At 62.8% G+C, this 23638-nt stretch carries 22 protein-coding genes and 1 riboswitch; of the genes, 15 read left to right on the top strand and 7 right to left on the bottom strand.

Annotated elements, in window-relative coordinates; all coding sequences use genetic code 11:
* Positions 1-51 precede the first annotated feature (51 nt).
* Positions 52-140, top strand: a riboswitch (glycine riboswitch).
* A gap of 148 nt (positions 141-288) precedes the next feature.
* The 3 genes from gcvT to gcvP are packed head-to-tail and all read left to right on the top strand — an operon-like array spanning position 289 to position 4691.
* On the top strand, positions 289-1413 hold the full coding sequence (gcvT, locus tag So717_RS12045) for a glycine cleavage system aminomethyltransferase GcvT (RefSeq protein ID WP_159977572.1): 1125 nt from the start codon (positions 289-291) through the stop codon (positions 1411-1413).
* A 16-nt stretch (positions 1414-1429) separates the two neighbouring features.
* Positions 1430-1789, top strand: a complete 360-nt coding sequence (gene gcvH / locus So717_RS12050; RefSeq protein ID WP_159977574.1) for a glycine cleavage system protein GcvH — start codon at positions 1430-1432, stop codon at positions 1787-1789.
* A gap of 58 nt (positions 1790-1847) precedes the next feature.
* Positions 1848-4691, top strand: coding sequence for an aminomethyl-transferring glycine dehydrogenase (gcvP, locus tag So717_RS12055; protein ID WP_159977576.1), 2844 nt, complete (start codon positions 1848-1850; stop codon positions 4689-4691).
* Between the two features lie 92 nt (positions 4692-4783).
* On the opposite strand, the gene So717_RS12060 is transcribed toward gcvP, so the two are convergent.
* Together So717_RS12060 and So717_RS12065 are read right to left on the bottom strand one after the other, a co-directional pair.
* Positions 4784-7312, bottom strand: coding sequence for an ABC transporter permease (locus tag So717_RS12060; protein WP_159977578.1), 2529 nt, complete (start codon positions 7310-7312; stop codon positions 4784-4786).
* Positions 7309-7998, bottom strand: coding sequence for an ABC transporter ATP-binding protein (locus tag So717_RS12065; protein WP_159977580.1), 690 nt, complete (start codon positions 7996-7998; stop codon positions 7309-7311). The genes So717_RS12060 and So717_RS12065 overlap by 4 nt, the downstream gene beginning before the upstream one ends.
* A gap of 54 nt (positions 7999-8052) precedes the next feature.
* Here So717_RS12065 and So717_RS12070 point away from each other — a divergent pair, with 54 nt between their 5' ends.
* Both So717_RS12070 and So717_RS12075 read left to right on the top strand, forming a co-directional pair.
* Entirely contained in the window at positions 8053-8688 is a 636-nt protein-coding gene (locus tag So717_RS12070) for an arylesterase (RefSeq protein ID WP_159977582.1), read from the top strand.
* Entirely contained in the window at positions 8689-9306 is a 618-nt protein-coding gene (locus So717_RS12075; RefSeq protein ID WP_159977584.1) for an SOS response-associated peptidase, read from the top strand. It abuts the gene before it with no gap.
* A 157-nt stretch (positions 9307-9463) separates the two neighbouring features.
* On the opposite strand, the gene So717_RS12080 is transcribed toward So717_RS12075, so the two are convergent.
* Positions 9464-9670 (bottom strand): cold-shock protein, encoded by a 207-nt coding sequence (locus So717_RS12080; protein ID WP_159977586.1) that lies wholly within the window; start codon positions 9668-9670, stop codon positions 9464-9466.
* Between the two features lie 324 nt (positions 9671-9994).
* Here So717_RS12080 and So717_RS12090 point away from each other — a divergent pair, with 324 nt between their 5' ends.
* Together So717_RS12090 and preA are read left to right on the top strand one after the other, a co-directional pair.
* Positions 9995-11317, top strand: a complete 1323-nt coding sequence (locus So717_RS12090) for an NAD(P)-dependent oxidoreductase (RefSeq protein WP_159977590.1) — start codon at positions 9995-9997, stop codon at positions 11315-11317.
* Positions 11318-11330: 13 nt separating this feature from the next.
* Entirely contained in the window at positions 11331-12632 is a 1302-nt protein-coding gene (preA, locus tag So717_RS12095; RefSeq protein WP_159977592.1) for an NAD-dependent dihydropyrimidine dehydrogenase subunit PreA, read from the top strand.
* A gap of 5 nt (positions 12633-12637) precedes the next feature.
* Here the strand turns inward: preA and So717_RS12100 are convergent, their stop codons facing one another.
* Positions 12638-13111: a hypothetical protein gene (locus So717_RS12100; protein WP_159977594.1), complete on the bottom strand. Its 474-nt coding sequence runs from the start codon at positions 13109-13111 to the stop codon at positions 12638-12640.
* A gap of 115 nt (positions 13112-13226) precedes the next feature.
* Positions 13227-13844, bottom strand: a complete 618-nt coding sequence (locus So717_RS12105) for a TetR family transcriptional regulator C-terminal domain-containing protein (RefSeq protein WP_238840876.1) — start codon at positions 13842-13844, stop codon at positions 13227-13229.
* Positions 13845-14023: 179 nt separating this feature from the next.
* On the opposite strand from So717_RS12105, the gene So717_RS12110 reads away from it, so the two are divergent.
* The 8 genes from So717_RS12110 (at position 14024) to So717_RS12145 (ending at position 21729) form a co-directional block, all read left to right on the top strand.
* Complete coding sequence (locus tag So717_RS12110) at positions 14024-15274, top strand: Zn-dependent hydrolase (RefSeq protein WP_159977598.1); 1251 nt, start codon at positions 14024-14026, stop codon at positions 15272-15274.
* Entirely contained in the window at positions 15271-15594 is a 324-nt protein-coding gene (locus So717_RS12115) for a hypothetical protein (protein WP_159977600.1), read from the top strand. The genes So717_RS12110 and So717_RS12115 overlap by 4 nt, the downstream gene beginning before the upstream one ends.
* 81 nt (positions 15595-15675) lie before the next feature.
* Positions 15676-17136, top strand: coding sequence for a dihydropyrimidinase (gene hydA / locus So717_RS12120; RefSeq protein ID WP_159977602.1), 1461 nt, complete (start codon positions 15676-15678; stop codon positions 17134-17136).
* A 435-nt stretch (positions 17137-17571) separates the two neighbouring features.
* Positions 17572-18390, top strand: coding sequence for an ABC transporter ATP-binding protein (locus tag So717_RS12125; protein ID WP_159977604.1), 819 nt, complete (start codon positions 17572-17574; stop codon positions 18388-18390).
* A gap of 240 nt (positions 18391-18630) precedes the next feature.
* Positions 18631-19494, top strand: coding sequence for an ABC transporter permease (locus So717_RS12130; protein ID WP_159977606.1), 864 nt, complete (start codon positions 18631-18633; stop codon positions 19492-19494).
* Positions 19491-20333 (top strand): ABC transporter permease, encoded by an 843-nt coding sequence (locus tag So717_RS12135; RefSeq protein ID WP_159977608.1) that lies wholly within the window; start codon positions 19491-19493, stop codon positions 20331-20333. Before So717_RS12130 ends, So717_RS12135 begins: the two co-directional genes overlap by 4 nt.
* A 32-nt stretch (positions 20334-20365) precedes the next feature.
* Positions 20366-21346 (top strand): ABC transporter substrate-binding protein, encoded by a 981-nt coding sequence (locus tag So717_RS12140; RefSeq protein WP_438810657.1) that lies wholly within the window; start codon positions 20366-20368, stop codon positions 21344-21346.
* Positions 21347-21465: 119 nt separating this feature from the next.
* Positions 21466-21729: a hypothetical protein gene (locus So717_RS12145; RefSeq protein ID WP_159977610.1), complete on the top strand. Its 264-nt coding sequence runs from the start codon at positions 21466-21468 to the stop codon at positions 21727-21729.
* A gap of 56 nt (positions 21730-21785) precedes the next feature.
* On the opposite strand, the gene So717_RS12150 is transcribed toward So717_RS12145, so the two are convergent.
* Positions 21786-22034: a hypothetical protein gene (locus So717_RS12150; RefSeq protein WP_159977612.1), complete on the bottom strand. Its 249-nt coding sequence runs from the start codon at positions 22032-22034 to the stop codon at positions 21786-21788.
* A 718-nt stretch (positions 22035-22752) separates the two neighbouring features.
* Positions 22753-23637: a LysR family transcriptional regulator gene (locus tag So717_RS12155; protein WP_159977614.1), complete on the bottom strand. Its 885-nt coding sequence runs from the start codon at positions 23635-23637 to the stop codon at positions 22753-22755.
* Position 23638: the final 1 nt, after the last annotated feature.

The raw sequence follows: 23638 nt of genomic DNA on the forward strand, positions 1-23638 counted from the left end.
CGCGGGCACAAGATGGCTTGACCGCACGGCATGCCTGCGCATACCGTCCAAGCATCCCGCCCGGGAGAACCGGCTGTCATGCCGGTGCCGAAGGAGCAACCGCCCCGGAAACTCTCAGGCCACCGGACCGTGCGGGGTGTAAGAACTCTGGAGAGAGGTGCCGGATGGCATCCGCCGAAGGGATAACGATCTCAGGCGAAAAGACAGAGGGGGCATCACGGGCGCGCTGGACGCGGGCCGGATGCCGGGTGTTTCGCGACAGGGAACCGGCTTGGACGGAGAGGCCGGATGGACGATTTGGCGACAACGCCGCTTTATGACCTGCATGTGGCGCTGGGGGCGAAGATGGTGCCCTTCGCGGGTTATTCCATGCCGGTGCAGTACCCCTTGGGGGTGTTGAAGGAACATCTGCACACCCGCGCGCGGGCGGGGCTTTTCGACGTGAGCCATATGGGGCAGGTGTTGCTGTCGGGGCCGTCGTGGGACGCGGTGGCTTTGGCGTTTGAGCGTCTTGTGCCGATGGATGTGCTGGGGCTGGGGGACGGGCGGCAGCGCTATGGGCTTTTCACCAATGACGCGGGCGGGATCGAGGATGATCTTATGTTTGCGCGGCGCGGCGAGGATCTGTTTGTCGTGGTGAATGCGGCCTGCAAGGCGGCGGATATCGCGCGGATGCGGGCGGGCTTGCCCGGCGAGATCGCCGTGACTGAATTGGCCGACCGGGCGCTGATTGCTCTGCAGGGGCCGGGTGCGGCGGCGGTGATCGAGGACCTGGATGCGCGGGCGGCGGAGATGCGGTTCATGGATGTGGCGGACCTGAGCCTTTGTGGGCACGCGGTCTGGGCCTCGCGGTCGGGGTACACGGGCGAGGACGGGTTCGAGATCTCCGTGGCCGCCGATGAGGCGGAGACGCTGGTGCGGTCGCTGCTGGAGCAGCGGGATGTGGCGCCGATTGGCCTCGGGGCGCGGGACTCGCTGCGGCTGGAGGCGGGCTTGTGTCTTTACGGGCAGGATATGGATGCGGAGACCGGGCCGGTGGAGGCGGGGCTCGCCTGGGCGATCCAGAAGGTACGGCGCCCGGGCGGTGCGCGCGCAGGCGGCTACCCAGGGGCGGAGGTGATTGCGGAGGTCTTTGAGCGGGGGGCGGCGCGGCGGCGTGTCGGGCTGCGACCCGAGGGCCGCGCGCCGATGCGCGACGGGGTGCCGCTTTTTGAGGCCGAAGAGGGTGGCGCGCAGCTGGGCGTGGTGACCTCCGGCGGGTATGGGCCGTCGGTCGGGGGGCCGGTGGCCATGGGCTATGTGGCGGTGGATCAGGCCGCGCCGGGCTGCCGCCTTTGGGGCGAGGTGCGGGGCAAGCGGCTGCCGGTGGCGGTTGTGCCGCTGCCCTTCGTTCCGGCAGGGTTCAAGAGATGAGCAACAGGAGACAGGTATGAAATTCACGGAAGAGCACGAGTGGCTGCGCGAAGAGGACGGCGTGATGGTGGTGGGGATCACCACCCATGCGGCCGAGCAGCTGGGCGATGTGGTGTTCATTGAGCTGCCCGAGGAGGGGGCGACGGTGAGCAAGGACGATGAGGTCGTGGTGATCGAGAGCGTGAAGGCGGCGAGTGACATTCTGGCACCTGTGGATGGCGAGATCGTCGAGGTGAATTCTGCGCTGGCGGACAATCCCGGCGCGGTGAATGACGACCCGCAGGGCGAGGCGTGGTTCTTCAAGATGAGCGTGAGTGACGCAAGCCAGATGGAGGAGTTCATGGACGAGGCGGCCTATCAGGCCTTCATCGCCTGAGCGGTTGGCCCGCGTCGGGATGTGCATATTTTTGGAACAATGAAGCAGGGGATGCGTCATGTCGTTCACGCCAACGGATTATCTACCTTATGATTTTGCCAATCGGCGCCATATCGGGCCGTCGCCTGCCGAGATGGCGGAGATGCTGGAGGTGGTGGGGGCCGGGTCGCTGGAGGCGCTGATCGATGACACCTTGCCTGCGGGCATTCGGCAGGCGGAACCGCTGGATTTCGGCAAGGCGATGTCGGAGCGGGAGGTGCTGGAGCATCTGCGCAAGGTGGGGGCGAAGAACAGGGTGCTGACCTCGCTCATCGGGCAGGGGTATCACGGGACGGTCACGCCGCCCGCGATCCAGCGGAATATTCTGGAGAACCCGGCGTGGTACACGGCCTATACGCCCTATCAGCCGGAGATTTCTCAAGGTCGGCTGGAGGCCTTGTTGAACTTCCAGACGATGATCTGTGATCTCACGGGTCTGGAGATTGCCAATGCGTCGCTGCTCGATGAGGCGACGGCCTGTGCTGAGGCGATGACCATGGCGCAGCGGGTGGCGAAGTCGAAGGCCCGCGCGTTCTTTGTGGATCGGGACTGCCATCCGCAGAACATCGCGGTGATGCGGACGCGGGCGGCGCCCTTGGACATTGAGGTGATCGTGGGCAATCCGGCGAAGATGGATGCGTCGAAGGTCTTTGGGGCGATTTTCCAGTATCCCGGCACCTACGGCCATGTACATGATTTTAGCGCGCATATGGCGGCGCTGCACGCGCAGGGGGCAATTGGGGTGGTGTCCGCCGATCCTCTGGCGCTGACGCTTTTGAAGGAGCCGGGCGCGATGGGCGCGGATATTGCCGTCGGCTCGACCCAGCGGTTTGGTGTGCCCGAGGGGTATGGCGGGCCCCATGCGGCCTATATGGCCTGTCGCGATGCCTACAAGCGGGCGATGCCGGGGCGGATTGTGGGCGTGTCGGTCGACGCCAATGGCAACCGGGCGTATCGGTTATCGCTCCAGACGCGGGAGCAACATATCCGGCGCGAGAAGGCGACCTCCAATGTCTGCACGGCGCAGGCGCTTTTGGCGGTGATGGCTTCGATGTATGCGGTGTTTCACGGGCCTGAGGGGTTGCGCGCGATTGCGCAGCGGATCCACCGCAAGACGGTGCGGCTGGCCAAGGGGTTGGAGGCGGCGGGGTTCAAGGTGGACCCGAAGGCCTGTTTCGATACGATCACCGTGGATGTGGGGCCCTTGCAGGCGGCGGTGCTGAAATCGGCGGTGGATGAGGGCATCAACCTGCGGGCGGTTGGGGAGGCCCGTGTCGGGATCACGCTGGATGAGCGCTGCAAACCCGCGACTTTGGAGGCGGTTTGGCGCGCCTTTGGGATCGACCGGAAGGATGAGGATTTCAGGCCCGAGTATCGCTTTCCAGAGGAGATGCTGCGGACTTCCGACTATCTGACCCACCCGATTTTCCACATGAACCGGGCCGAGACCGAGATGATGCGGTACATGCGGCGGCTGGCAGACCGGGATCTGGCGCTGGACCGGGCGATGATCCCGCTGGGGTCCTGTACGATGAAACTCAATTCCGCCGCCGAGATGATGCCGGTGAGCTGGCGGGAGTTTTCGCTCATTCACCCTTACGCGCCTGCGGATCAGGCGCGAGGGTATGCGGAGATGATCGACGATCTGAGTGCGAAGCTCTGCGAGATCACCGGCTATGATGCGATCTCGATGCAGCCCAATTCGGGCGCGCAGGGGGAGTATGCGGGGCTGTTGACCATTGCGGGGTATCACGCCGCGCAGGGGCAGGGGCATCGCAACATCTGTCTCATCCCGATGAGCGCGCATGGGACCAATCCGGCCTCGGCGCAGATGGTGGGCTGGAAGGTCGTTGTGGTGAAATCAGCCGAGAACGGGGACATTGATCTCGACGATTTCCGCGCCAAGGCGGAGCAGCATGCGGAGACCCTGGCGGGCTGCATGATCACCTATCCCTCGACCCATGGGGTGTTTGAGGAGGCGGTGACGGAGGTCACGCGCACCACCCATGCCCATGGCGGTCAGGTCTATATTGACGGGGCGAATATGAACGCGATGGTGGGGCTGTCGCGGCCCGGCGATCTGGGCGGGGATGTGAGCCACCTGAACCTGCACAAGACCTTCTGCATCCCGCATGGCGGCGGTGGCCCGGGCATGGGGCCGATTGGGGTGAAGGCGCATCTGGTGCCGCATCTGCCCGGTGCGCCAAATGGCGGGGAGGGGGCTGTCTCGGCGGCGCCTTTTGGCTCGCCCTCGCTGCTGCCGATTTCCTGGGCCTATTGCTTGATGATGGGGGGAGAGGGGCTGACACAGGCGACGCGGGTGGCGATTCTGAACGCGAACTATATCGCGCGGCGTTTGGACGGCGCCTATGAGGTGCTCTACAAGGGGCCGACGGGGCGCGTCGCGCATGAGTGCATCCTCGACGTGCGGCCCTTTGCCGAGAGCGCGGGTGTGACGGTGGAGGATATCGCCAAGCGGCTGATCGATTGCGGCTTCCACGCGCCGACCATGAGCTGGCCTGTGGCGGGCACGCTGATGGTGGAGCCGACGGAGAGCGAGACCAAGGCGGAGCTGGATCGCTTCTGCGACGCGATGTTGGCGATCCGGGCCGAGATTGCGGCGGTGGAGCGGGGCGAGATGGATGCGGAGAACAACCCGCTGAAACATGCCCCGCATACGGTTGAGGATCTGGTGGGCGCGTGGGATAGGCCCTATACGCGCGACGCTGGCTGTTTTCCGCCAGGGGCATTCCGGGTCGACAAATACTGGCCGCCGGTCAATCGCGTCGACAACGTCTATGGCGACCGGCATCTGGTCTGTACGTGCCCGCCGATGGAAGACTATGCCGAGGCTGCTGAATAGACCTTCAGGGGGAGGGGGCTCTGCCCCCGGCCCTGCGGGCCTCTCCCGGGATATTTCTGGCGAAAAATATCCCCGCCGGAGGCAAGAAAACTCTATTCCCGCGCGCGCAAGACGTGCGCCGGGCGGGCGTTGATCGGGCCCCAGGCGAATGCGAGACCCGCGGCCAATGTCGCGACATACCCCCCGAGGATGATGACGCCCGCCGAGGACCACATCACCGAAAAACCCGTGTCCATGATGAAATGGCTCACGGCCCAGCCGCAGGCGATACCGGCCACAAGGGCCACGATGCCGGCGCAGAGGCCGAGCAGAGCCGAGCGCAGGGCAAAGCTGATGAAGATGCTGCGCCGTGAAGCCCCAAGGGTTTTCAGGACGGCAGCCTCATAGACCCGCGCATTGGTGCCTGCCGCTGCTGCGCCAATCAGCACGAGAAAGCCTGTGAGGAGCGTGACAGTGGCGCCGTAGGACATGGCGGCCGTAAGGCCCGAGAGCACCTCAGCCACCCGATCAATGGCGTCGCGCACGCGCACGGCGGTGATGTTGGGGTAGTCGCCTGCGAGGTCGCGGAGGATCTGGGCTTCGGCGTGCTCGTCCGCGTAGACGGTTGAGATGAAACTGTGCGGGGCGCCTTCGAGCGCGCCGGGGTTCATGGCGAGGATGAAGCCGATGCCCGCGGTGGAAAAATCCACTTCGCGGAAGCTGGCGATGGTGCCGGTGATGTCACGCCCGAGGATGTTGACGGTCATCTCATCCCCGATCTTGAGGCCCATCTCGGCGGCTTCCTCGGCGGCGAAGCTGATGAGCGGGGGGCCGGCGTAGTCGGGGGGCCACCACTCGCCTGCGGTGAGGCGTGTGGTCTCGGCCAGCGCTTCGGAATAGGTCACTCCGCGGTCGCCTTGCAGAACCCAGTGATCGCCGGCGACCTCGCGGGCGGGCTGGCCGTTGATGCGGGTGATGATACCGCGCAGCATGGGGGCGGATTGCACGCGCTCGACCGCCGGATCATTGGCGAGGCGCTGGGTGAAACCTTCCATCTGGTCTTTCTGGATATCGACGAAGAAATAGGACGGCGCCACGTCCGGTAGGGTGCCGGTGATGGCGCCCCGCAGGTTGCCATCGATCTGCCCGACGGCTGCCAGCACCGACAATCCAAGGCCCAAAGAGAGCACCACCGATGTGGCGCCTTCGCGCGGCCCGGAGATCGCGGCAAGCGCCCACCTGGCGCGGGGCATGCCCCGCGCCAGGTGGGCGCCCCGGCGCGAGAGGTGACGGATGAGCAGCGCGGCTGCCGTCAGCAGAAGCAAAGCGCCACAGATCCCCCCGGCAGTCCAAAGGGTTAGCCACCAGGTGTCCGAGAACCAGCCTGCGAGCGCCAGCAGCAGGCCGAGCGCCAAGACCGTGGCGGCGAGATAGCGGCTGGCGGGCAGCAGGCGCGCGGAGTGCAGCGCGTCACGAAAGAGGGTCGCGGGCTTGATCTCTTCGGCGCGGGCGAGGGGCCAGAGCGTGAAGAGAAAGGCCGTCAGCAGCCCGTAGAGCGCGGCCTCGGCGAGCGGCGCGGGGTAGATCGCAAAGGCCGCAGGGATCGGCAGGCGGGCTTCGATCAGCGGGGCGAAGAGCAGCGGCAGGGCGCCGCCCAAGGCAACTCCAATTGTAATGCCCGCCAGCGAGAGTGCGCCAATCTGCAGAAAGTAGGTCTGGAAGATCACTGCGCGCGTGGCCCCAAGGGTGCGCAGCGTGGCGATCACGTTGGTCTTGCCCGCGAGATAGGCGCGCACGGCGGACGACACCCCGACGCCGCCCACGGCGAGGCCCGATAGGCCCACGAGGATCAGAAAGGCACCGAGGCGCTCGACGAATTCCGACACGCCGGGCGCGCCATTGCGTGCATCGGTCCAGCGCAGGCCGGTGTCTTCGAAGCGGCTGCGGGCCTCTGCGGCCAGCGCTGCGAGATCGGCGTCGGGCGGCAAATCAAGGCGATACTTGGTGGAGAAGAGCGTGCCGGGGGCCAGAAGTTGCGAGGTTTCGAGGCTGGGTGTGGTCACGATGGTGCGCGGCCCGAGCGCAAAGCCGCCCGCCGCGCTGTCGGGCTCGCGGGTCAGCGCCGCGCTGAGGCGGAACGCTTGGGCGCCGAGGCGGAAGCTGTCGCCGATGGAGAGGCCGAGGCGGTCGATCAGGACGCGTTCCATCACCGCGCCGGGCAGGCCGTCCTGCCCGGCCAAGGCCTGATCGAGAGGTATATCGGGGGTCAGAACCACGGTGCCGATCAGCGGGTAGGCGCTGTCGATGGCCTTGATCTGGGTGAGGCCGCGCTCAGCTGTGTCGCCCTCGCCCACCACGGCCATGGAACGGAAATCGACGATTTCCGAGACCTCTTCTGCGACTTCGGCCATCCAGGCGCGCTCCTCCTCGGTGGCGAAGCGGTAGGTGAAATCCATCTCGGCATCGCCACCCAAAAGCGCGGCCCCCTCGCGGGTGAGCCCGGCCTCGATGCCGGAGCGGACGGTCCCCACTGCGGCGATGGCCGCGACCCCGAGGGCGAGGCAGGCGAGTAAGATGCGAAAGCCGCGCAGGCCGCCGCGCAGCTCGCGCCGGGCAAAGCGGGCGGCGAGGCTGAGGCTCATTCGGCAGCCCGGTCCATAGGCACCACGCGCCCGTCGCCGAGGCGGATCACGCGGTCGCAGCGGGCGGCGAGGCTCTGGCTGTGGGTGACCAGCACGAGGGTCGCCCCGTGCCGGTCGCGCAGGCCGAAGAGCAGGTCGATGATGGCCGCGCCATTGGCGCCGTCGAGGTTGCCGGTGGGTTCATCGGCGAGCAGGATGTCGGGGCGGGGAGCGGAGGCGCGGGCGAGCGCCACGCGCTGCTGCTCGCCACCGGACATCTGGCTGGGGTAGTGGCCCGTGCGGTGGGCGAGGCCCACCTCGGCCAGTTCGGCCTCGGCCTTGGCGAAGGCGTCGGCATCCCCGGCGAGCTCCAGCGGCGTGGCGACATTCTCCAGCGCCGTCATGGTCGGGATCAGGTGAAAGGACTGGAAGACCACGCCCATATGGTCGCGGCGGAAGCGGGCCAGCTGGTCTTCGGACATGCCTGTCAGGTCTTGGCCCAGCGCGCGGATTGTGCCGGAGGTGGCGCGCTCCAGCCCGCCCATGAGCATCAGCAGCGAGGATTTGCCGGAACCCGAGGGGCCGATCAGCCCGAGGCTCTCGCCCGCCTGCACCTCCAGCGAGATGCCATGCAGGATATCCACCCGCCCGGCATTGCCATTGAGCGACAAAGTGGCATCTTGGAGAGAGAAGACGGGGTCGGACATGCGCAGGCTCACCTTTTCGGCGGTATACGTGTGGCATATGGAGGCTGGATCAAGATGCACAAGGTTGTGATGTCTGTGGCGCTGCTGTGGCCCCTGGGGGCTGTGGCCGAGGATGTGGTGATCGCGGCCCTGGGGGACAGCCTGACGCAGGGCTATGGGCTGGTGGAGGCCGAGGGCTTCGTGCTGCAGCTGCAGGGCTGGCTGCAGGCGCAAGGCGCCGAGGTGCAGCTGATCAACGCAGGCGTGTCTGGGGACACCACGGCGGGCGGGCTTGCCCGCGCTGCCTGGACGCTGACGCCTGACGTGGATGCGATGATTGTCGCTTTGGGCGGCAATGACCTTTTGCGCGGGATTGATCCGGGGGTGAGCCGGTCGAACCTCGACGGCATTCTGCAGGCGGCCGAGGCGGCGGACGTCGAGGTTTTGCTGGTGGGCATGGAGGCGCCGGGGAACTATGGGCCGGAGTTCAAGGCGGCGTTCGACGCGATCTATCCCGAGCTGGCGGAGGCTTACGGTGCGCTTTATGCGCCGAGCTTCTTTGAAGGCCTGGGCGTCCAGGGGGGCGATCCGGCCTCGGTGCGCGCTTACATGCAGCCGGACGGCATTCACCCCAGTGCGGAGGGTGTGGAGCGGATTGTCGAGGGGCTGGGGCCTTACGTGATGGCGCTGATCGGGCGCGTGGGCGGGTAGATGCCGGGGCGGTTTTTCCTGACCTCACCGATGGCGGAGCTGGCCGAGGCCGTCGGGGCCGAGGCGGGGCCGGTGGCGGAGGAGCCGCCGCGCCGGAATGTGGCCCCGGGCGAGGAGGTGGTCGTGCTGACGCGTGCGGTTCTCGCGCGAATGCGCTGGGGCATCATCCCGGTGGGGCGTGTGAATGCGCGGGGGCGCCCGGTGATGGAGACCATCGTGAACGCGCGCAGCGAGACGGTCTTTGACAAATCCGCCTTTACGGGCACGGGGCGGGCGGTGGTGCCGATGAACGGCTGGTATGAGTGGACCGGCGAGACACGCCGCAAGACCGCCTGGCGGATTGCGCCGAAAGGGGGCGGGTTTCTCTTCTTTGCGGCGATCATGGATCGCTGGCAGGGGCCTGGGGGGATCGAGGTGGATCAGGTGGCGACGCTGACCTGCGCACCCTCCGCGGATGTGGCGGGCATCCATCACCGGATGGGGGTGATCCTGGAGCCTGAAGATATTCCGCTGTGGCTGACGGGCGCGGAAGAGGTTGTCGCGCCGCTGCTCAGGCCCTGGCCGGAGGGGCGGTTGCAGGTGGCCAGGGCGGAGGATGTGGATTGGGGCGCGCCATGAGGCGGGCCGTGGAGCCGTGCATATTTTTGGAACAATGAAGGCGGGGCGGGTGCTGCCCGTTTGGCGCGCGCCCTTTGTGTTGAATGCGGGCGGGTCTGGCGGCACCAAAAAACGGGCACCGTGGCGCCCGTTTGAATGATCGTGTCGCGGTCTGAGGTCAGGCCAGTGCCAGGTTGCCTGCGCTTTCGCGGCCATCACGGCCCGCTTCCACGTCGAAGGTGACCTTCTGGTTGTCGGCAAGACCTGTCAGGCCTGCGCGCTCAACGGCAGAAATATGCACAAAGATGTCTTTGCCGCCGCCGTCGGGGGCAATAAAGCCGTAGCCTTTTGTGGTGTTGAACCATTTCACGGTGCCAGTGGCCATATCCGTGTCTCCTATATTCTGCTGCCCGCGGAATGCGGCAGCTTGGCTCGGTCGAAAGCAGATCGAGTGACTGGCCGAAAGGAGCAGTGGTCGATAGTTTGTCGCGTCGCACCCCCGATATTGTGTGCCGACCCTGCAAAAGCAAGTTAAATAAAAATGACAGCGCTTACCTAAAAACCGTCGGCGGATTCCCGCCCAGCGTGTATTGCTGAAAATTTCAGCGCTATATGACGCAGCGCACCAGAAAATTTTTTTACCAGTTGATAAAATTTTTTTAACGTGTCAGCCTTTTTCTCAATAGACAGCCAGAATGGGGTGACAACCATGTCCAGCAACGCATTTACGCCGGGGATCGTGCCGGGCCGCATGGCGGCTGAGGCGTATAGTGAACAGTTCTCAGACCTGCATCCGCGTCTTGACGATCACGAGGCACTGGTCGCGGCCGACCGGTGCTATTTCTGTCATGACGCGCCCTGTATCACCGCCTGCCCGACGGATATCGACATCCCGCTGTTTATCCGGCAGATCGCGACCGGCACCCCGGATGCGGCGGCCAAAACGATTCTGAGCCAGAACATCATGGGTGGTATGTGCGCCCGGGTTTGCCCGACTGAGCAGCTTTGCGAGGAAGCCTGCGTGCGTGAGATGGCAGAGGGCAAGCCGGTTCTGATTGGTCAGTTGCAGCGCTATGCGACCGATCATTTGCAAGAACAGGGCATCCATCCGTTCTCCCGTGCTGCGGTCACCGGCAAGTCGGTGGCTGTGGTGGGGGCGGGGCCTGCGGGGCTCAGCTGTGCGCACCGGCTCGCGATGCTAGGGCATGATGTGGTCGTCTATGATGCGCAGCCCAAGGCTGGCGGACTGAACGAATACGGCATTGCCACCTACAAAACCGTTGATGGCTATGCGCAATCTGAAGTTGACTGGCTGCTGAAGATTGGCGGCATCCAGATTGACTATGGCAAGCGGTTGGGCGGCGATATTACGCTGGCAGGTTTGCGCTCAGCGCATGACGCGGTCTTCCTGGGCATCGGCTTGGGCGGTGTAAATGCACTGGATGCAGAGGGCGCGGACAAGGATGGTGTTCTCGATGCCGTCGATTTCATTGCCGATCTGCGACAGGCAGAGAGTTTTGCCGATGTTCCGGTGGGCCGCGATGTGGTGGTCATCGGCGGTGGCATGACGGCGGTGGATGCGGCAGTGCAGGCCAAGCTGCTGGGCGCGCTGAACGTCACGCTGGTTTACCGCCGTGGACGCGACCGGATGAACGCAAGCGTCTTTGAACAGGATCTGGCCGCGAGTAAAGGCGTGCGTATTGTCACCCACGCGATGCCCAAGGCGGTGATCGGTAACGGCGCTGTGCGCGAGATCGAGTTCGACTATGTAGACGATGCGATGCAGCCGACGGGTCAGACCTTGCGGCTGGCCGCCGATCAGGTCTTCCGCGCGATTGGCCAGACACTGGTCGGTGAAGACCTGCCGGAGCTTGATGGCCGCAAGATCAAGGTCACCGAGACCGGGCGCACCTCGCTCGCTGGCGTCTGGGCTGGCGGCGACTGTGCGGCTGGCGGCGACGATCTGACTGTGACCGCAGTGGCCGAAGGGCGCGACGCGGCCATGGATATCCACGCAACACTGACAGCTTGAGGGAGGCTGAAACATGGCTGATCTGACAAGTGACTTCATTGGCATCAAAAGCCCCAACCCGTTCTGGCTGGCCTCGGCGCCGCCGACGGATAAGGAATATAACGTGCGGCGCGCCTTCGAGGCCGGTTGGGGCGGGGTGGTCTGGAAGACTCTGGGTCTCGATCCACATGTGGTGAACGTAAATGGCCCCCGCTACGGCGCGGTCTATGGCGCGGATCGGCGGCTCTTGGGTCTGAACAACATCGAGTTGATCACGGACCGTCCACTGCAGACCAACTTGGATGAGATCAAGGTGGTCAAACGCGACTATCCTGACCGGGCCATGATTGTCTCCCTGATGGTGCCCTGCGAGGAAGAGCCGTGGAAGTTCATCCTGCCGCTGGTCGAGGAGACCGGTGCTGATGGGGTGGAGCTGAACTTCGGCTGCCCGCACGGGATGTCAGAGCGGGGCATGGGCTCCGCAGTGGGGCAGGTGCCGGAGTACATCGAGATGGTCACGCGCTGGGTCAAGGCGAACACGCGCATGCCGGTGATCGTGAAGCTGACGCCGAATATCACTGATATCCGCAAGCCTGCGGAGGCGGCGATGAAGGGCGGGGCGGATGCGGTCTCGCTCATCAATACGATCAACTCGATCACCAGCGTGGATCTGGATCTCTTTGCGCCGGAGCCGACGATTGACGGCAAGGGTGCGCATGGGGGCTACTGCGGGCCGGCGGTCAAGCCCATTGCGTTGAATATGGTCGCCGAGATTGCCCGTGATCCGGCCTTGGGGCAGATCCCCATTTCTGGCATCGGCGGGATCACCACCTGGCGCGACGCGGCGGAGTTCATGGCGCTGGGGGCCGGCAATGTGCAAGTCTGCACGGCGGCCATGACTTACGGGTTCAAAATCGTGCAGGAGATGATCAGCGGGCTCAGTGACTACATGGACAGCAAAGGGCTGACGTCGGTCGACGAGATCGTCGGGCGCGCGGTGCCGAATGTGACCGATTGGCAGTATCTGAACCTCAATTATGTGGCCAAGGCGAAAATCAACCAGGATCTGTGCATCTCTTGCGGGCGCTGTTTCGCAGCCTGCGAGGACACGTCGCATCAGGCGATTGCCATGTCCGAAGATCGCACCTTTACCGTGATCGATGACGAATGTGTCGCCTGCAACCTCTGCGTCAATGTTTGCCCGGTCGAGGACTGCATCACCATGGAGGCCATGGCGCCCGGCACCACCGACCCGCGAACGGGCAAAGTGGTCGAGCCGGACTATGCCAACTGGACCACGCACCCTAACAACCCGGCTGCGAACGCCGCAGAATAACAAGATCAGGCGTCGTCGCTTTGCAGGATCGGCGCGGTCGGCAGCGGGTTGGGCAGATCCACCTCAGGCTCTTGTGCTTCGGCGGCCGCCTCAGCAGCAGCGGCCGCACGTTCGGCGGCGCGTTCTGCATCCTGCGCTTCTTGAAGCGCCTTCGATTCGGCTCGAATCTTGGCCTGTTGATCCAGGAAGGCGTCAGGCACCTTGTTCTTCGTTTGGGCCTCCACCACCGATTTGGGCGACGCACCTACCGGTGGCATTGCAACGCGGCCACGCTCGAGCAGAGCCGCCAGATGCGTGCCGCCCGTGCCGGTTCTGTCTCGCGCGCCCTGACCGGAATGATCGGAAGACATATTGGCATTCTCGCCGGAGGTCTTCTTGGTTTCCGCGACGCGGCCCAGAAATGCTGCATTCTGGGCATCGTGTTGTGCTGGCGCCACCGGCTGTGGCGCATATGGGGCATTGAAAGAAATCGCACTCATGGCTTGCTCCAATTTCATTCGCAGTTCGAAGCCGCCACCCGCATCCATTAAAACAATATGAATACTAACTGTGTGTTAAAGCGTAGCCTTATTTTGCCGAAGGGTTAGCAAGCTCTTAAGGCGTCAGGAGCTTGGTAAACACTGTTTCGAGATAAGCTGCGGCACCGTCGTGGCTGCTGGGATCATCTCGCAACAGGACTTTCACCTGCGCATCGAAATCGGCGTAGTGCTGGGTTGTTGCCCAGATCGAGAAGATCAGATGCCGCGGATCGACATGGGCCAGATCGCCACGATCCATCCAAGTCTTTATCACGGAACATTTTTCATCAAAAAGCGGTTGCAGTCCGGAGATCAGATGCGGTGCCATGCGCGGCGCGCCTTGCAGGATTTCTCCGGCAAAAAGCCGGCTTTCGCGCGGCAGATCCCGGGCCATGTCAAGCTTGCGCTGCACATAGCCCAGAATTTCCTGCAACGGGTCCCCCTTGGGGTCAAGTGTTACCAGCGGGTCGAGCCAGGTCTCCATCAACTGGTTCAGGAGGGTCAGATGTATCTCTTCTTTGCCGTCGAAATAGTAAAGTATGTTCGGTTTGCTGAGGCCTGCTGCCTCGGCGATCTGGTCAAGGGTTGCGCCGCGATAGCCATGTTTTGAAAAGACATCGAGCGCGGCATCAAGAATGCGGCGGCGGTTGCGTTGCTGGATCCGGCTGGGTTTCTTCTCTACGCCATCAGGCAAAGGCTGTCTCCGCACAAGGGTGCTGCAAAATTCGGCGTTTCGGACAATGCCGCTCCACTCCCGCGCGAAACCCAGAAAAGGACCTCTTGACTTGGCATGGCCTAATCGCAATCGTGTCTTTACCAAATGGTAAAAATTGCCGTTGGTCAACACCAGCATGGCCAGGAAGGACCCCAGCGATGCCCGCGCCCGGACAGAACCTGAAGATCAACTCCGACCGGCTCTGGGACAGCCTGATGGAGATGGCCAAGATCGGCCCCGGCGTGGCGGGCGGCAACAACCGTCAGACGCTCACGGATGAGGACGCCGAAGGCCGCGCGCTGTTTCAGAGCTGGTGCGAGGCGGCGGGCTGCGAGATGGGGCTCGACCAGATGGGCAATATGTTTGCCCGGCGTGAGGGCACGGACCCCGAGGCGCTGCCCGTCTATGTGGGCAGCCATCTCGACACACAGCCCACGGGGGGCAAGTATGACGGGGTGCTGGGGGTGCTTGGCGGGCTGGAGATCCTGCGCACGCTGAATGATCTGAATGTGAAGACCAAGCACTCGATTGTGGTGACGAATTTCACCAATGAGGAGGGCACGCGTTATGCGCCGGCGATGCTGTCCTCAGGCGTGTTCGCGGGCATTCACACGCAGGAGTGGGCTTACGGGCGGGTGGACGCCGAGGGGAAGGCGTTCGGCGATGAGCTGCAGCGCATTGGCTGGCGCGGCGAAGAAGAGGTGGGCGCGCGCAAGATGCACGCCTTCTTTGAGCTGCACATCGAACAGGGGCCCATTCTGGAGGCCGAGGGCAAGGATATCGGTGTGGTCACCCATGGCCAGGGGCTGAGCTGGACGCAAGTGACCATCACCGGCAAGGACAGCCACACCGGCTCGACCCCGATGCCGATGCGCAAGAATGCGGGCCTCGGCATGGCGCGGGTGCTGGAGAAGGTCGATGAGATTGCCTGGAGCCACGCGCCCCATGCGGTGGGTGCTGCGGGGCATATCGACGTCTATCCGAACTCGCGGAACGTGATCCCGGGCAAGGTGGTGTTCACGGTCGATTTCCGCTCGCCCGATCTGTCGGTCATCGAGGATATGGAGGCGCGGCTTAGGACAGAGGGCCAGACCATCGCCGAGGAGATGGGGCTGGAGATGTCCTTTGAGAAGGTGGGCGGGTTCGACCCGGTGGCCTTTGACGAGGGCTGTGTGACGGCGGTGCGTGATGCGGCGGAGCGGCTGGGGTATTCTCATATGAACCTGATTTCCGGCGCCGGGCATGATGCTTGTTGGATCAATCGCGTCGCACCCACCGCGATGGTGATGTGTCCTTGCGTCGATGGGTTGAGCCACAATGAGGCGGAAGAGATTTCCAAGGAGTGGGCCATGGCGGGGGCCGATGTGCTGCTGCATGCGGTGGTCGAGACGGCGGAGATTGTCGGGTGATCAGGCTCGATCTGACCATAGCGGAGCGGGTTTCGGCGCTGGTCGAGGCGGAGCTGGCGCAGGCTCTGGCCGGGACGGATATGGGGCTGCGCAAGACGGCGGAGATGATGCGGGAGGTGCTCTGCCCGCCGCGCAAGACCCGGGTGAATTTCTCTGGCGGGATCACGCAGGACTGCTGGAGTGTGACGCGGGGTGATGGTGACTACCGGGTGGTTTACATGCCGCTTGCGGGGTATTTTTCGCTCTGTGTGGAGAGTGATTTTGGGCCTTTGGATATCGGGGTACATGGGCCTGCGCTGGGGTGTTTCGGCTCGGTCTGAGGAGGGCGCTGCCCTCGGCCTGCGGCCTCACCCGGGATATTTATGGCCAGAAGAAACGGGGCCTGAGATGGGAGAGATGAGATGAGCAAGGTGATCAAGGGCGGTCAGGTCTGCACGGCGGATCGGACGTGGGAAGCGGATGTGCTGATCGAGGGTGAGGTGATCAAACAGATCGGCGAGGATCTCGCGGGCGATGAGTATATTGATGCGGAGGGGGCTTATGTGATCCCGGGCGGGATTGATCCGCACACGCATCTGGAGATGCCATTTATGGGCACGACCGCCGCCGAGACCTTCGAGAGCGGCACCTGGGCGGCGGCGGTGGGCGGCACCACGATGGTGGTGGATTTCTGTCTGCCGGGCGAGGACGGCTCGATCAGGAATGCGATTGGGGAGTGGCATCGGAAGTCGGCGCCGCAGATCTGCTCGGATGTGGGCTATCACATGGCGATTACCGGCTGGAATGAGAGTGTCTTCAACGAGATGAAAGACGCCGTTGAGATGGGGGTGAACTCCTTCAAGCATTTCATGGCCTATAAGGGCGCGCTGATGGTGGAGGACGATGAGATGTTCGCCTCCTTCCAGCGCTGTGCGGAACTGGGCGCGCTGCCGATGGTACATGCGGAGAATGGCGATGTGGTCGCCTCTCTGCAGGAGAAATATTTCAACGAAGGCATTACCGGGCCGGAGGGGCATGCCTACTCGCGGCCGCCCGAGGTGGAGGGCGAGGCGGCGAACCGGGCGATCATGATTGCAGATGCGGCGAATGTGCCGCTCTATATTGTGCATGTGTCCTGCGAGCAGGCGCATGAGGCGATCCGGCGCGCGCGGCAGAAGGGCATGCGTGTCTATGGGGAGCCGCTGGTGCAGTTTCTGACGCTGGATGAATCTGAGTATTTCAATAGAGATTGGGACCACGCGGCGCGGCGGGTGATGTCGCCGCCGTTCAGATCGAAGGACCATCAGGACTCGCTTTGGGCCGGGCTGCAGGCGGGGTCGCTGCAGGTCGTCGCGACGGATCATGCGGCGTTCAACACGGAGCAGAAGCGGGCCGGGCGTGAGGATTTTCGGATCATTCCCAATGGCTCGAACGGGTTGGAAGAGCGGCTGGCCGTGCTCTGGACCGAAGGGGTGGAGACCGGGCGGCTGACGCCGAATGAGTTTGTGGCCTGCACCTCGACCAATGTGGCGAAAATCCTGAATATCTATCCGCGTAAGGGGGCGATTGTGGAAGGGGCGGATGCGGATATCGTGGTGTGGGATCCGAAGATCACCAAGACGATTTCGCCATCGAACCACCATTCGGTGCTGGATTACAACGTGTTTGAGGGCTTCGAGGTCAAAGCGCAGGCGCGCTATACGCTGAACCGCGGCGAGGTGATCTGGGCCTGGGGGCAGAACTCGCAACCGAACCCGGGGCGCGGGCGGTTCATCCCGCGGCCCGCCTTCCCGAGCGCGCACAAAGCGCTGAGCAAGTGGAAGGCGCTGACCGCGCCGAAGATGATCGAGCGCAATCCGATGAATATTCCGGCGGGGATTTGAGCTGTCGACCAAGCGCCCAAATAGTCAGATGAACCTCATTTTGTCCATGTTTGCCTGTTTCACGGCTGTTCTAGCTGGGGCTCTCGCCGTCTGCGTTGTGACAATGATTCTGGATTCGGGACCGTTGGCATTTCTTGAAGGGGTTGGAGTGTGGGTATTTGGGCAAATCGCAATCCTTCCACTCGCATTGATGTCGATGCCAGTTGGAGCCCTACTGCGAATGGTTCTCGGCTTGATATTCAGCAATCCCAGACTTGTTGCCTTGAATACTGGACTTCTAGTTGGTTCGATCGGGGCCGCGTTAGTTAGCGCTGGGACCAGTCAGAGCTCGCTACCTGACCATTTGATCTCCATCGCAATTGGAGGATGCGCTGGGCTTGTCGGAGGGTGGGTTTGGTGGCGCATCGAACGCCGTCATTTGGAGGCTTTTGCCCAATGATTGTTGAGCAGTTAAAGGATGCGACCGAGTTCCATCGGGTGGAACCTGTTATCTCCGCCAAAAACCTCGATCTGACCTTCCAGACGAACGACGGGCCGGTGCATGCGCTGAAAGATGTCTCCCTGCAGATCGGCAAGGGCGAGTTTGTCAGCTTCATCGGGCCCTCGGGCTGCGGCAAGACGACGTTTTTGCGCTGCATGGCGGATCTGGAGCATCCAACGAGCGGTGAGATCACCGTAAATGGGGTCAGCCCGGAGGAGGCGCGGAAAGCGCGCTCCTATGGCTATGTGTTTCAGGCCGCCGGGCTTTATCCCTGGCGCACGATTGGCGGGAACATCCGTTTGCCGCTGGAGATTATGGGGTATTCCAAACATGATCAGGCCGAACGGGTGGCCCGCGTGCTGGAGTTGGTGGAGCTTGCCGGTTTCGAGAAGAAATATCCCTGGCAGCTCTCGGGCGGCATGCAGCAGCGCGCATCGATTGCGCGGGCGCTGGCGTTTGACGCGGATATTCTGCTGATGGACGAGCCCTTTGGGGCGCTCGATGAGATTGTGCGGGATCACCTGAATGAGCAACTGCTGAGCCTTTGGGCGCGGACGGAGAAGACGATTGCCTTTGTGACGCACTCGATCCCGGAGGCGGTCTATCTCAGCACCAAGATTGTCGTGATGTCACCACGCCCGGGTCGGATTACGGATGTGATCGAAAGCCCTTTGCCGAAGGAGCGCCCCTTGGACATTCGCGACACGCCTGAGTTTCTGGAGGTGGCGCATCGTGTCCGGGAAGGCCTGCGCGCGGGGCATCTGGATGACTAGCTGGGGAAAAATGGCCCGGACGCGCCGACCGCAATCAGTCCGCCCGAGTCCATTCCGCTGTTTGTGTGGGGAAGCGGGGTCCCCTTTCATCGTTCACGGTCATCGGCATGCCTGCCTGTACCGTCCCGTCATCAGAGCGCATGATCCTTTCATTGTTCTTAAAATATGCACGATCCCGCGATCTGCATTTGCTTCGACGCTTGCATATTTGTGGAACAATGAAGCAGAGGCGTGTGCGTCATGAGGCAGAGTGTGCTGCCTGTTCTGACCGTTGTGGCCGGAATTTTTGTGATCTGGTATCTGGCCTCGATCTGGCTGAATGCGGCCTGGGCCTATGACAAGGCCACCCGGTCGGGCGAGGAGTTGGGGGTTGTGGCGCTGGTGGCGGATACCTGGAGCCAGGAGAAGCCGAAGCTTCCGGCGCCGCATCAGGTGGGCGTGGAGATCTGGGACACGACCATTGAGAAGAAGATCACCTCGAAGCGGTCGCTGATTTATCATTCGTGGATCACGCTGAGTGCGACGTTGTTGGGCTTTGCGCTTGGGACGGGGCTCGGGATCGCGCTGGCGGTGGGAATTGTCTACAACCGCACCATGGATATGTCGGTGATGCCGTGGGTCATTGCCAGCCAGACCATCCCGATCCTGGCGATTGCGCCGATGATCATTGTGGTGTTGAACGCGGTGGGCATCTCGGGGCTGCTGCCGAAGGCGATGATTTCGATGTATCTGTCGTTCTTCCCCGTTGTCGTGGGTATGGTGAAGGGGTTGCGCAGCCCGGATGCAATGCAGTTGGATCAGATGCGCACGTGGAATGCGTCGCCCTCCCAGACGTTCTGGCGGCTGCGCTTGCCCTCGTCGATGCCGTATCTTTTTACCTCGCTGAAGATCGGCATGGCGGCCTCGCTGGTGGGGGCGATTGTTGGTGAGCTGCCGACCGGTGCGGTGGCGGGCTTGGGCGCGCGGCTGCTGGCGGGGAGCTACTATGGGCAGACGATCCAGATCTGGTCGGCGCTGATCATGGCGGCGGCGCTGGCCGCGGCGCTGGTGGCGATCATCGGGCTTTTGCAACGGGTCACGCTCAGACGGATGGGCATGGCATGATCTGGCTTATCTTTGCATTTGGCGTCTGGGGATTGGGCTGGTGGGTGAACACCCGGCTGGCCGCTGCGCCGCGCACGCGCGTGACCGGGCTGGTGGTACCGCTGATTTTTGGGATCACGCTGATTGCGATCTGGGAGGGCGTGGTCCGGGGGCTGGAGATCAGCCCGGTGCTGCTGCCTGCGCCCTCGATGATTGCGGCGCGTTTCGTGGCGTCGACCGATATCCTCTGGGAGGATTTTGTGCAGACCGTAATCAAGGGCGCACTGAGCGGCTACGTGCTTGGCTGTGGGTCGGCGTTTCTGGTCGCCATCCTGGTGGACCGGTATGATTTCCTACGCCAGGGACTTCTGCCTGTCGGCAACTTTGTGGCTGCGCTGCCGGTGATTGGCATGGCACCTATCCTGGTCATGTGGTTCGGCTTTGACTGGCAGTCGAAGGCTGCGGTGGTCGTCGTGATGGTGTTCTTCCCGATGCTGGTGAACACGGTGCAGGGCCTTGCTGATAGCTCAGCCATGCAGCGCGACCTGATGCGCACCTATGCCGCGGGGTATTGGGCGACGCTGTTGAAGCTGCGGCTGCCTGCGGCCATGCCATTTATCTTCAACGGGCTGAAGATTGCCAGCACACTTGCGCTGATCGGCGCGATTGTGGCGGAATTTTTCGGCTCGCCCATCCGCGGGATGGGCTTTCGTATTTCCACCTCCGTAGGACAACTTGCGCTCGATCTGGTCTGGGCGGAAATTGTTGTCGCGGCGGTGGTGGGATCAGCGTTCTACGGGATCGTGGCGCTGGTCGAACGGGCGGTGACCTTCTGGCACCCGTCTCAACGACACTCATAAAAAGACCAAACAAGGAGAGTATGATGAAACTGATGACAAAATTGGCTGCGGGCGCAGCCTTAGGCGTCTGGAGCGTGGCGGCACAAGCTGCGGACGACGTGACGCTGCAACTGAAGTGGGTCACGCAGGCCCAGTTCGCGGGTTACTATGTTGCACTCGACAAGGGGTTCTACGAGGAGGAAGACCTCGACGTGACGATCAACCCCGGTGGGCCGGACATCGCGCCCACACAGGTGCTGGCCGGTGGCGGTGCGGATGTGACGGTCGAATGGATGCCAGCGGCACTGGCGGCTCGTGAAAAGGGCCTGAACATGGTCAATATCGCGCAGCCGTTCAAATCCTCGGGCATGATGCTGACCTGCCGCAAGGATGCTGGGGTGACCAGCACCGATGATTTTGCGGGCAAGACGCTTGGCGTGTGGTTCTTTGGCAATGAGTTTCCGTTCCTCAGTTGGATGAGCAAGCTCGACATTCCGACGGACGGGTCCGACAACGGTGTGACCGTGCTGAAACAGGGGTTCAACGTCGATCCGCTGTTGCAGGGGCAGGCGGCCTGTGTGTCGACCATGACCTACAATGAATATTGGCAGGTGATCGACGCGGGGCTCACGCCGGACGATCTGACCGTCTTCAAATATGAGGATCAGGGGGTCGCAACGCTGGAAGATGGGCTCTACGCGCTTGAGGAAAACCTTGAAGATCCTGCTTTCCAGGACAAGATGGTGCGTTTTGTTCGGGCGTCGATGAAGGGGTGGAAATACGCTGAGGAAAACCCGGATGAAGCGGCTGAGATCGTGCTCGACAACGACGCGAGCGGTGCGCAGACGGAAGAGCACCAGAAGCGCATGATGGGTGAGATTGCCAAGCTGACCGCGGGCAGCAACGGCGCGCTTGATCCGGCGGACTATGAGCGCACCGTGGCCTCGTTGCTCTCAGGCGGCTCCGACCCGGTGATCACCAAGGAACCGGAGGGCGCCTGGACGCATGACATTACCGATGCGGCGTTAAACTAAATTGTGACTAAGACGCGCTAAGGGCCGGTGGTTTCACCGGCCTTTTTTGCCTGCGGAAGGCTGGATTTTCCCACCTTTCGCTCCATCTAGACCGTCAAGCAAAGGGAGTGCCGGAACAGATGAGTAATATGGAAAACCTCGAGCATCACTTGACGGAGCAAGAGCGCCAGGCCCGCGTGAATATGCAGGCCTTGTCGTCGCTGGAGACTCGTGACCGCAAGCGTGAATCGCGTGGATATGCGGTCATGGCCGGGTTCTTAGGCTATGGCGAAAGCGCATTGGGCGATGGCACGTTTGGCAAAATCTCGCATGCCGCCAAGCTCTTTTGCATCGGATTTGCGTTTCTTGTGCCGAGCCTGCTGGTTTGGCACGTCCTGCTGTAGGCTGGTCCAGCCCCGAGCAGAGCATCATCCAGAGCATTGACGACAGCGACTTTTCCTCAGTCGCGTCGCCCCAATGGTGTGTGGCTTGCCCGATTGCTGTAGTCGTTGAGATCCCACTTGGACAGGACCCGACAATAGACCAATTGGTAGGTCAGGCACCCCACAATCAGCATGGCCGACACACCAAACCCGACCAGCAGGTAGGCCCCGACAGCGGGCACAAATCCGACATTGAAGATCGTCAAGGCGGCCAGGAACGCAGCAAAGCCGCTGACACCTCCGATCAGAGTGGAAATGATCGCCATTTCAAGTCCTCCAAGGAGAAGTTAACGGCACTTGTGTTTATTAATTGTTAACAGCTTGGCTGAACTGGGGCGCAGATCGGCTTTTTCCGGGAGTGTGCCTTTCAATTTCCTGCAAAATTGAACGGTTTTGAACAGATTCTCAGGCTGATATTGCAGTTTTCCGATGCGCACTGGGATTGCGGGACAGCTCATGCCATTCAGTAACCTGGCAGGGGGTGGCCCCGTATGGCTCGTTTTCGCGGCAGCCGACCCCTATCCTTGTCGGAGACGAGAGGGCCCTCATGACAACCTGTCGGGTGAGCGCTGGCCTGCCTCATCGGTCCTCGATGGCTAAAATCGGCTGATTTGAAAAAATCTGAGTGCAGTGTGAAGCCGATCACATACCTGGCGTTGAATCTGCCGCTAGATAAGGGTGTGAGCCGGGGTGATAAGACCTCCTCGGAAGTGGAGTAGTGATTGTGACCAGAGTACCAACTTTTCATGACGACCGCCGGGATATTTGCCCGGATGTCTCCCCGGCTCCGCGCACCTCTTCCTGGCGTGCAACGGAGCGCAGCCCAGTTGGCCGTCGTCCCGGCCCGAAGTGTCCACAGACGTGGCATTTCACAGACTGGGCTGCTCTCTGACTTCGGGGAGCGCAGTTTCTCCCCCTGCGTCTCCCTTTCTTCCCCTGGCGGGTCGGTGTTTCACCGGCCCGTTTTTTTATCATTGGCTCGGGCTATGCGAAGAGAGCGAGAAAGCGGCTCTCAACCGAGTTGGTGGGGGCGTCGGCCTTTCTGATGCAGCCCAGCGGGCGGTAGAACCTGGGGTGGTCGAAGCCCAGAAATTCGAGACGATCTTCCAGATAGGGCTCGGTCGTGGCGCGGGGCATGGTGCTGATCAGATCGGTCTGGGCCACGATCTCAAGGGCTGAACGAATCGAATCCGTTTCGCAGACGATATGCATGGACTTCACGCCTGAGGCGATCATGGCCGCTTCGGTCTGTTGACGCAGCAGGCTCCCGCGGGAATGGGCCAGCCACACCTGCGCTTCCAGATCCGAGGGCTGCACGGGTTTTTTCGCGGCCAGCGGATGGCCGACACGGCAGAGGATACCCACACGATCATCAATGAGCGGCAGAAAATCCAGCCGATCAGAGGAATCAGCCAGGCTTTCAGGGCCAAAAACGATTTCGACCTGGCCGCGTTCGAGCATGACGCGCAACTCGTGCACCAACCCGGTGCGCATCTCCACCACGCAGTTTGGGTTCTCGCAGATGAACCGTGACAGCGCCCCGCTGAGAAAGCGGCCTGCGACAATGGGGGGCGCGCCGATCCGCAGCTCCCCCACGGCGCCTTGCGCGGATTGATCCGCGAGAATGGCCGCCTGTTCCTCCGCCAACCGGATGGCCTGGCCATTGCGGGCCAGCCGCAGACCCAGCGCATTGGGCACGGACCGTCGCCCATCGCGATTGAAGAGGGTTGCCCCCAAACGCGTCTCCAGCGCCTTCATGTTGCGACTGAGCGCCGGTTGGGTCAGGCCCAGCCGATCTGCCGCTGTCTGGAAGGAGCCGGCTTCGGCGATGACCGAAAGCTGCGCGAGGTGTTTGGGATCAAGTTTCATA

The sequence above is a fragment of the Roseobacter cerasinus genome, from assembly GCF_009811755.1.
Lineage (GTDB): Bacteria > Pseudomonadota > Alphaproteobacteria > Rhodobacterales > Rhodobacteraceae > Roseobacter > Roseobacter cerasinus.

Coding starts and splice junctions, on each gene's coding strand:
- gcvT (WP_159977572.1), top strand. CDS start 289: ATGGACGATTTGGCGACAACGCCGCTTTATGACCTGCATGTGGCGCTG.
- gcvH (WP_159977574.1), top strand. CDS start 1,430: ATGAAATTCACGGAAGAGCACGAGTGGCTGCGCGAAGAGGACGGCGTG.
- gcvP (WP_159977576.1), top strand. CDS start 1,848: ATGTCGTTCACGCCAACGGATTATCTACCTTATGATTTTGCCAATCGG.
- So717_RS12060 (WP_159977578.1), bottom strand. CDS start 7,312: ATGAGCCTCAGCCTCGCCGCCCGCTTTGCCCGGCGCGAGCTGCGCGGC.
- So717_RS12065 (WP_159977580.1), bottom strand. CDS start 7,998: ATGTCCGACCCCGTCTTCTCTCTCCAAGATGCCACTTTGTCGCTCAAT.
- So717_RS12070 (WP_159977582.1), top strand. CDS start 8,053: ATGCACAAGGTTGTGATGTCTGTGGCGCTGCTGTGGCCCCTGGGGGCT.
- So717_RS12075 (WP_159977584.1), top strand. CDS start 8,689: ATGCCGGGGCGGTTTTTCCTGACCTCACCGATGGCGGAGCTGGCCGAG.
- So717_RS12080 (WP_159977586.1), bottom strand. CDS start 9,670: ATGGCCACTGGCACCGTGAAATGGTTCAACACCACAAAAGGCTACGGC.
- So717_RS12090 (WP_159977590.1), top strand. CDS start 9,995: ATGTCCAGCAACGCATTTACGCCGGGGATCGTGCCGGGCCGCATGGCG.
- preA (WP_159977592.1), top strand. CDS start 11,331: ATGGCTGATCTGACAAGTGACTTCATTGGCATCAAAAGCCCCAACCCG.
- So717_RS12100 (WP_159977594.1), bottom strand. CDS start 13,111: ATGAGTGCGATTTCTTTCAATGCCCCATATGCGCCACAGCCGGTGGCG.
- So717_RS12110 (WP_159977598.1), top strand. CDS start 14,024: ATGCCCGCGCCCGGACAGAACCTGAAGATCAACTCCGACCGGCTCTGG.
- hydA (WP_159977602.1), top strand. CDS start 15,676: ATGAGCAAGGTGATCAAGGGCGGTCAGGTCTGCACGGCGGATCGGACG.
- So717_RS12125 (WP_159977604.1), top strand. CDS start 17,572: ATGATTGTTGAGCAGTTAAAGGATGCGACCGAGTTCCATCGGGTGGAA.
- So717_RS12130 (WP_159977606.1), top strand. CDS start 18,631: ATGAGGCAGAGTGTGCTGCCTGTTCTGACCGTTGTGGCCGGAATTTTT.
- So717_RS12135 (WP_159977608.1), top strand. CDS start 19,491: ATGATCTGGCTTATCTTTGCATTTGGCGTCTGGGGATTGGGCTGGTGG.
- So717_RS12140 (WP_438810657.1), top strand. CDS start 20,366: ATGACAAAATTGGCTGCGGGCGCAGCCTTAGGCGTCTGGAGCGTGGCG.
- So717_RS12145 (WP_159977610.1), top strand. CDS start 21,466: ATGAGTAATATGGAAAACCTCGAGCATCACTTGACGGAGCAAGAGCGC.
- So717_RS12150 (WP_159977612.1), bottom strand. CDS start 22,034: ATGGCGATCATTTCCACTCTGATCGGAGGTGTCAGCGGCTTTGCTGCG.
- So717_RS12155 (WP_159977614.1), bottom strand. CDS start 23,637: ATGAAACTTGATCCCAAACACCTCGCGCAGCTTTCGGTCATCGCCGAA.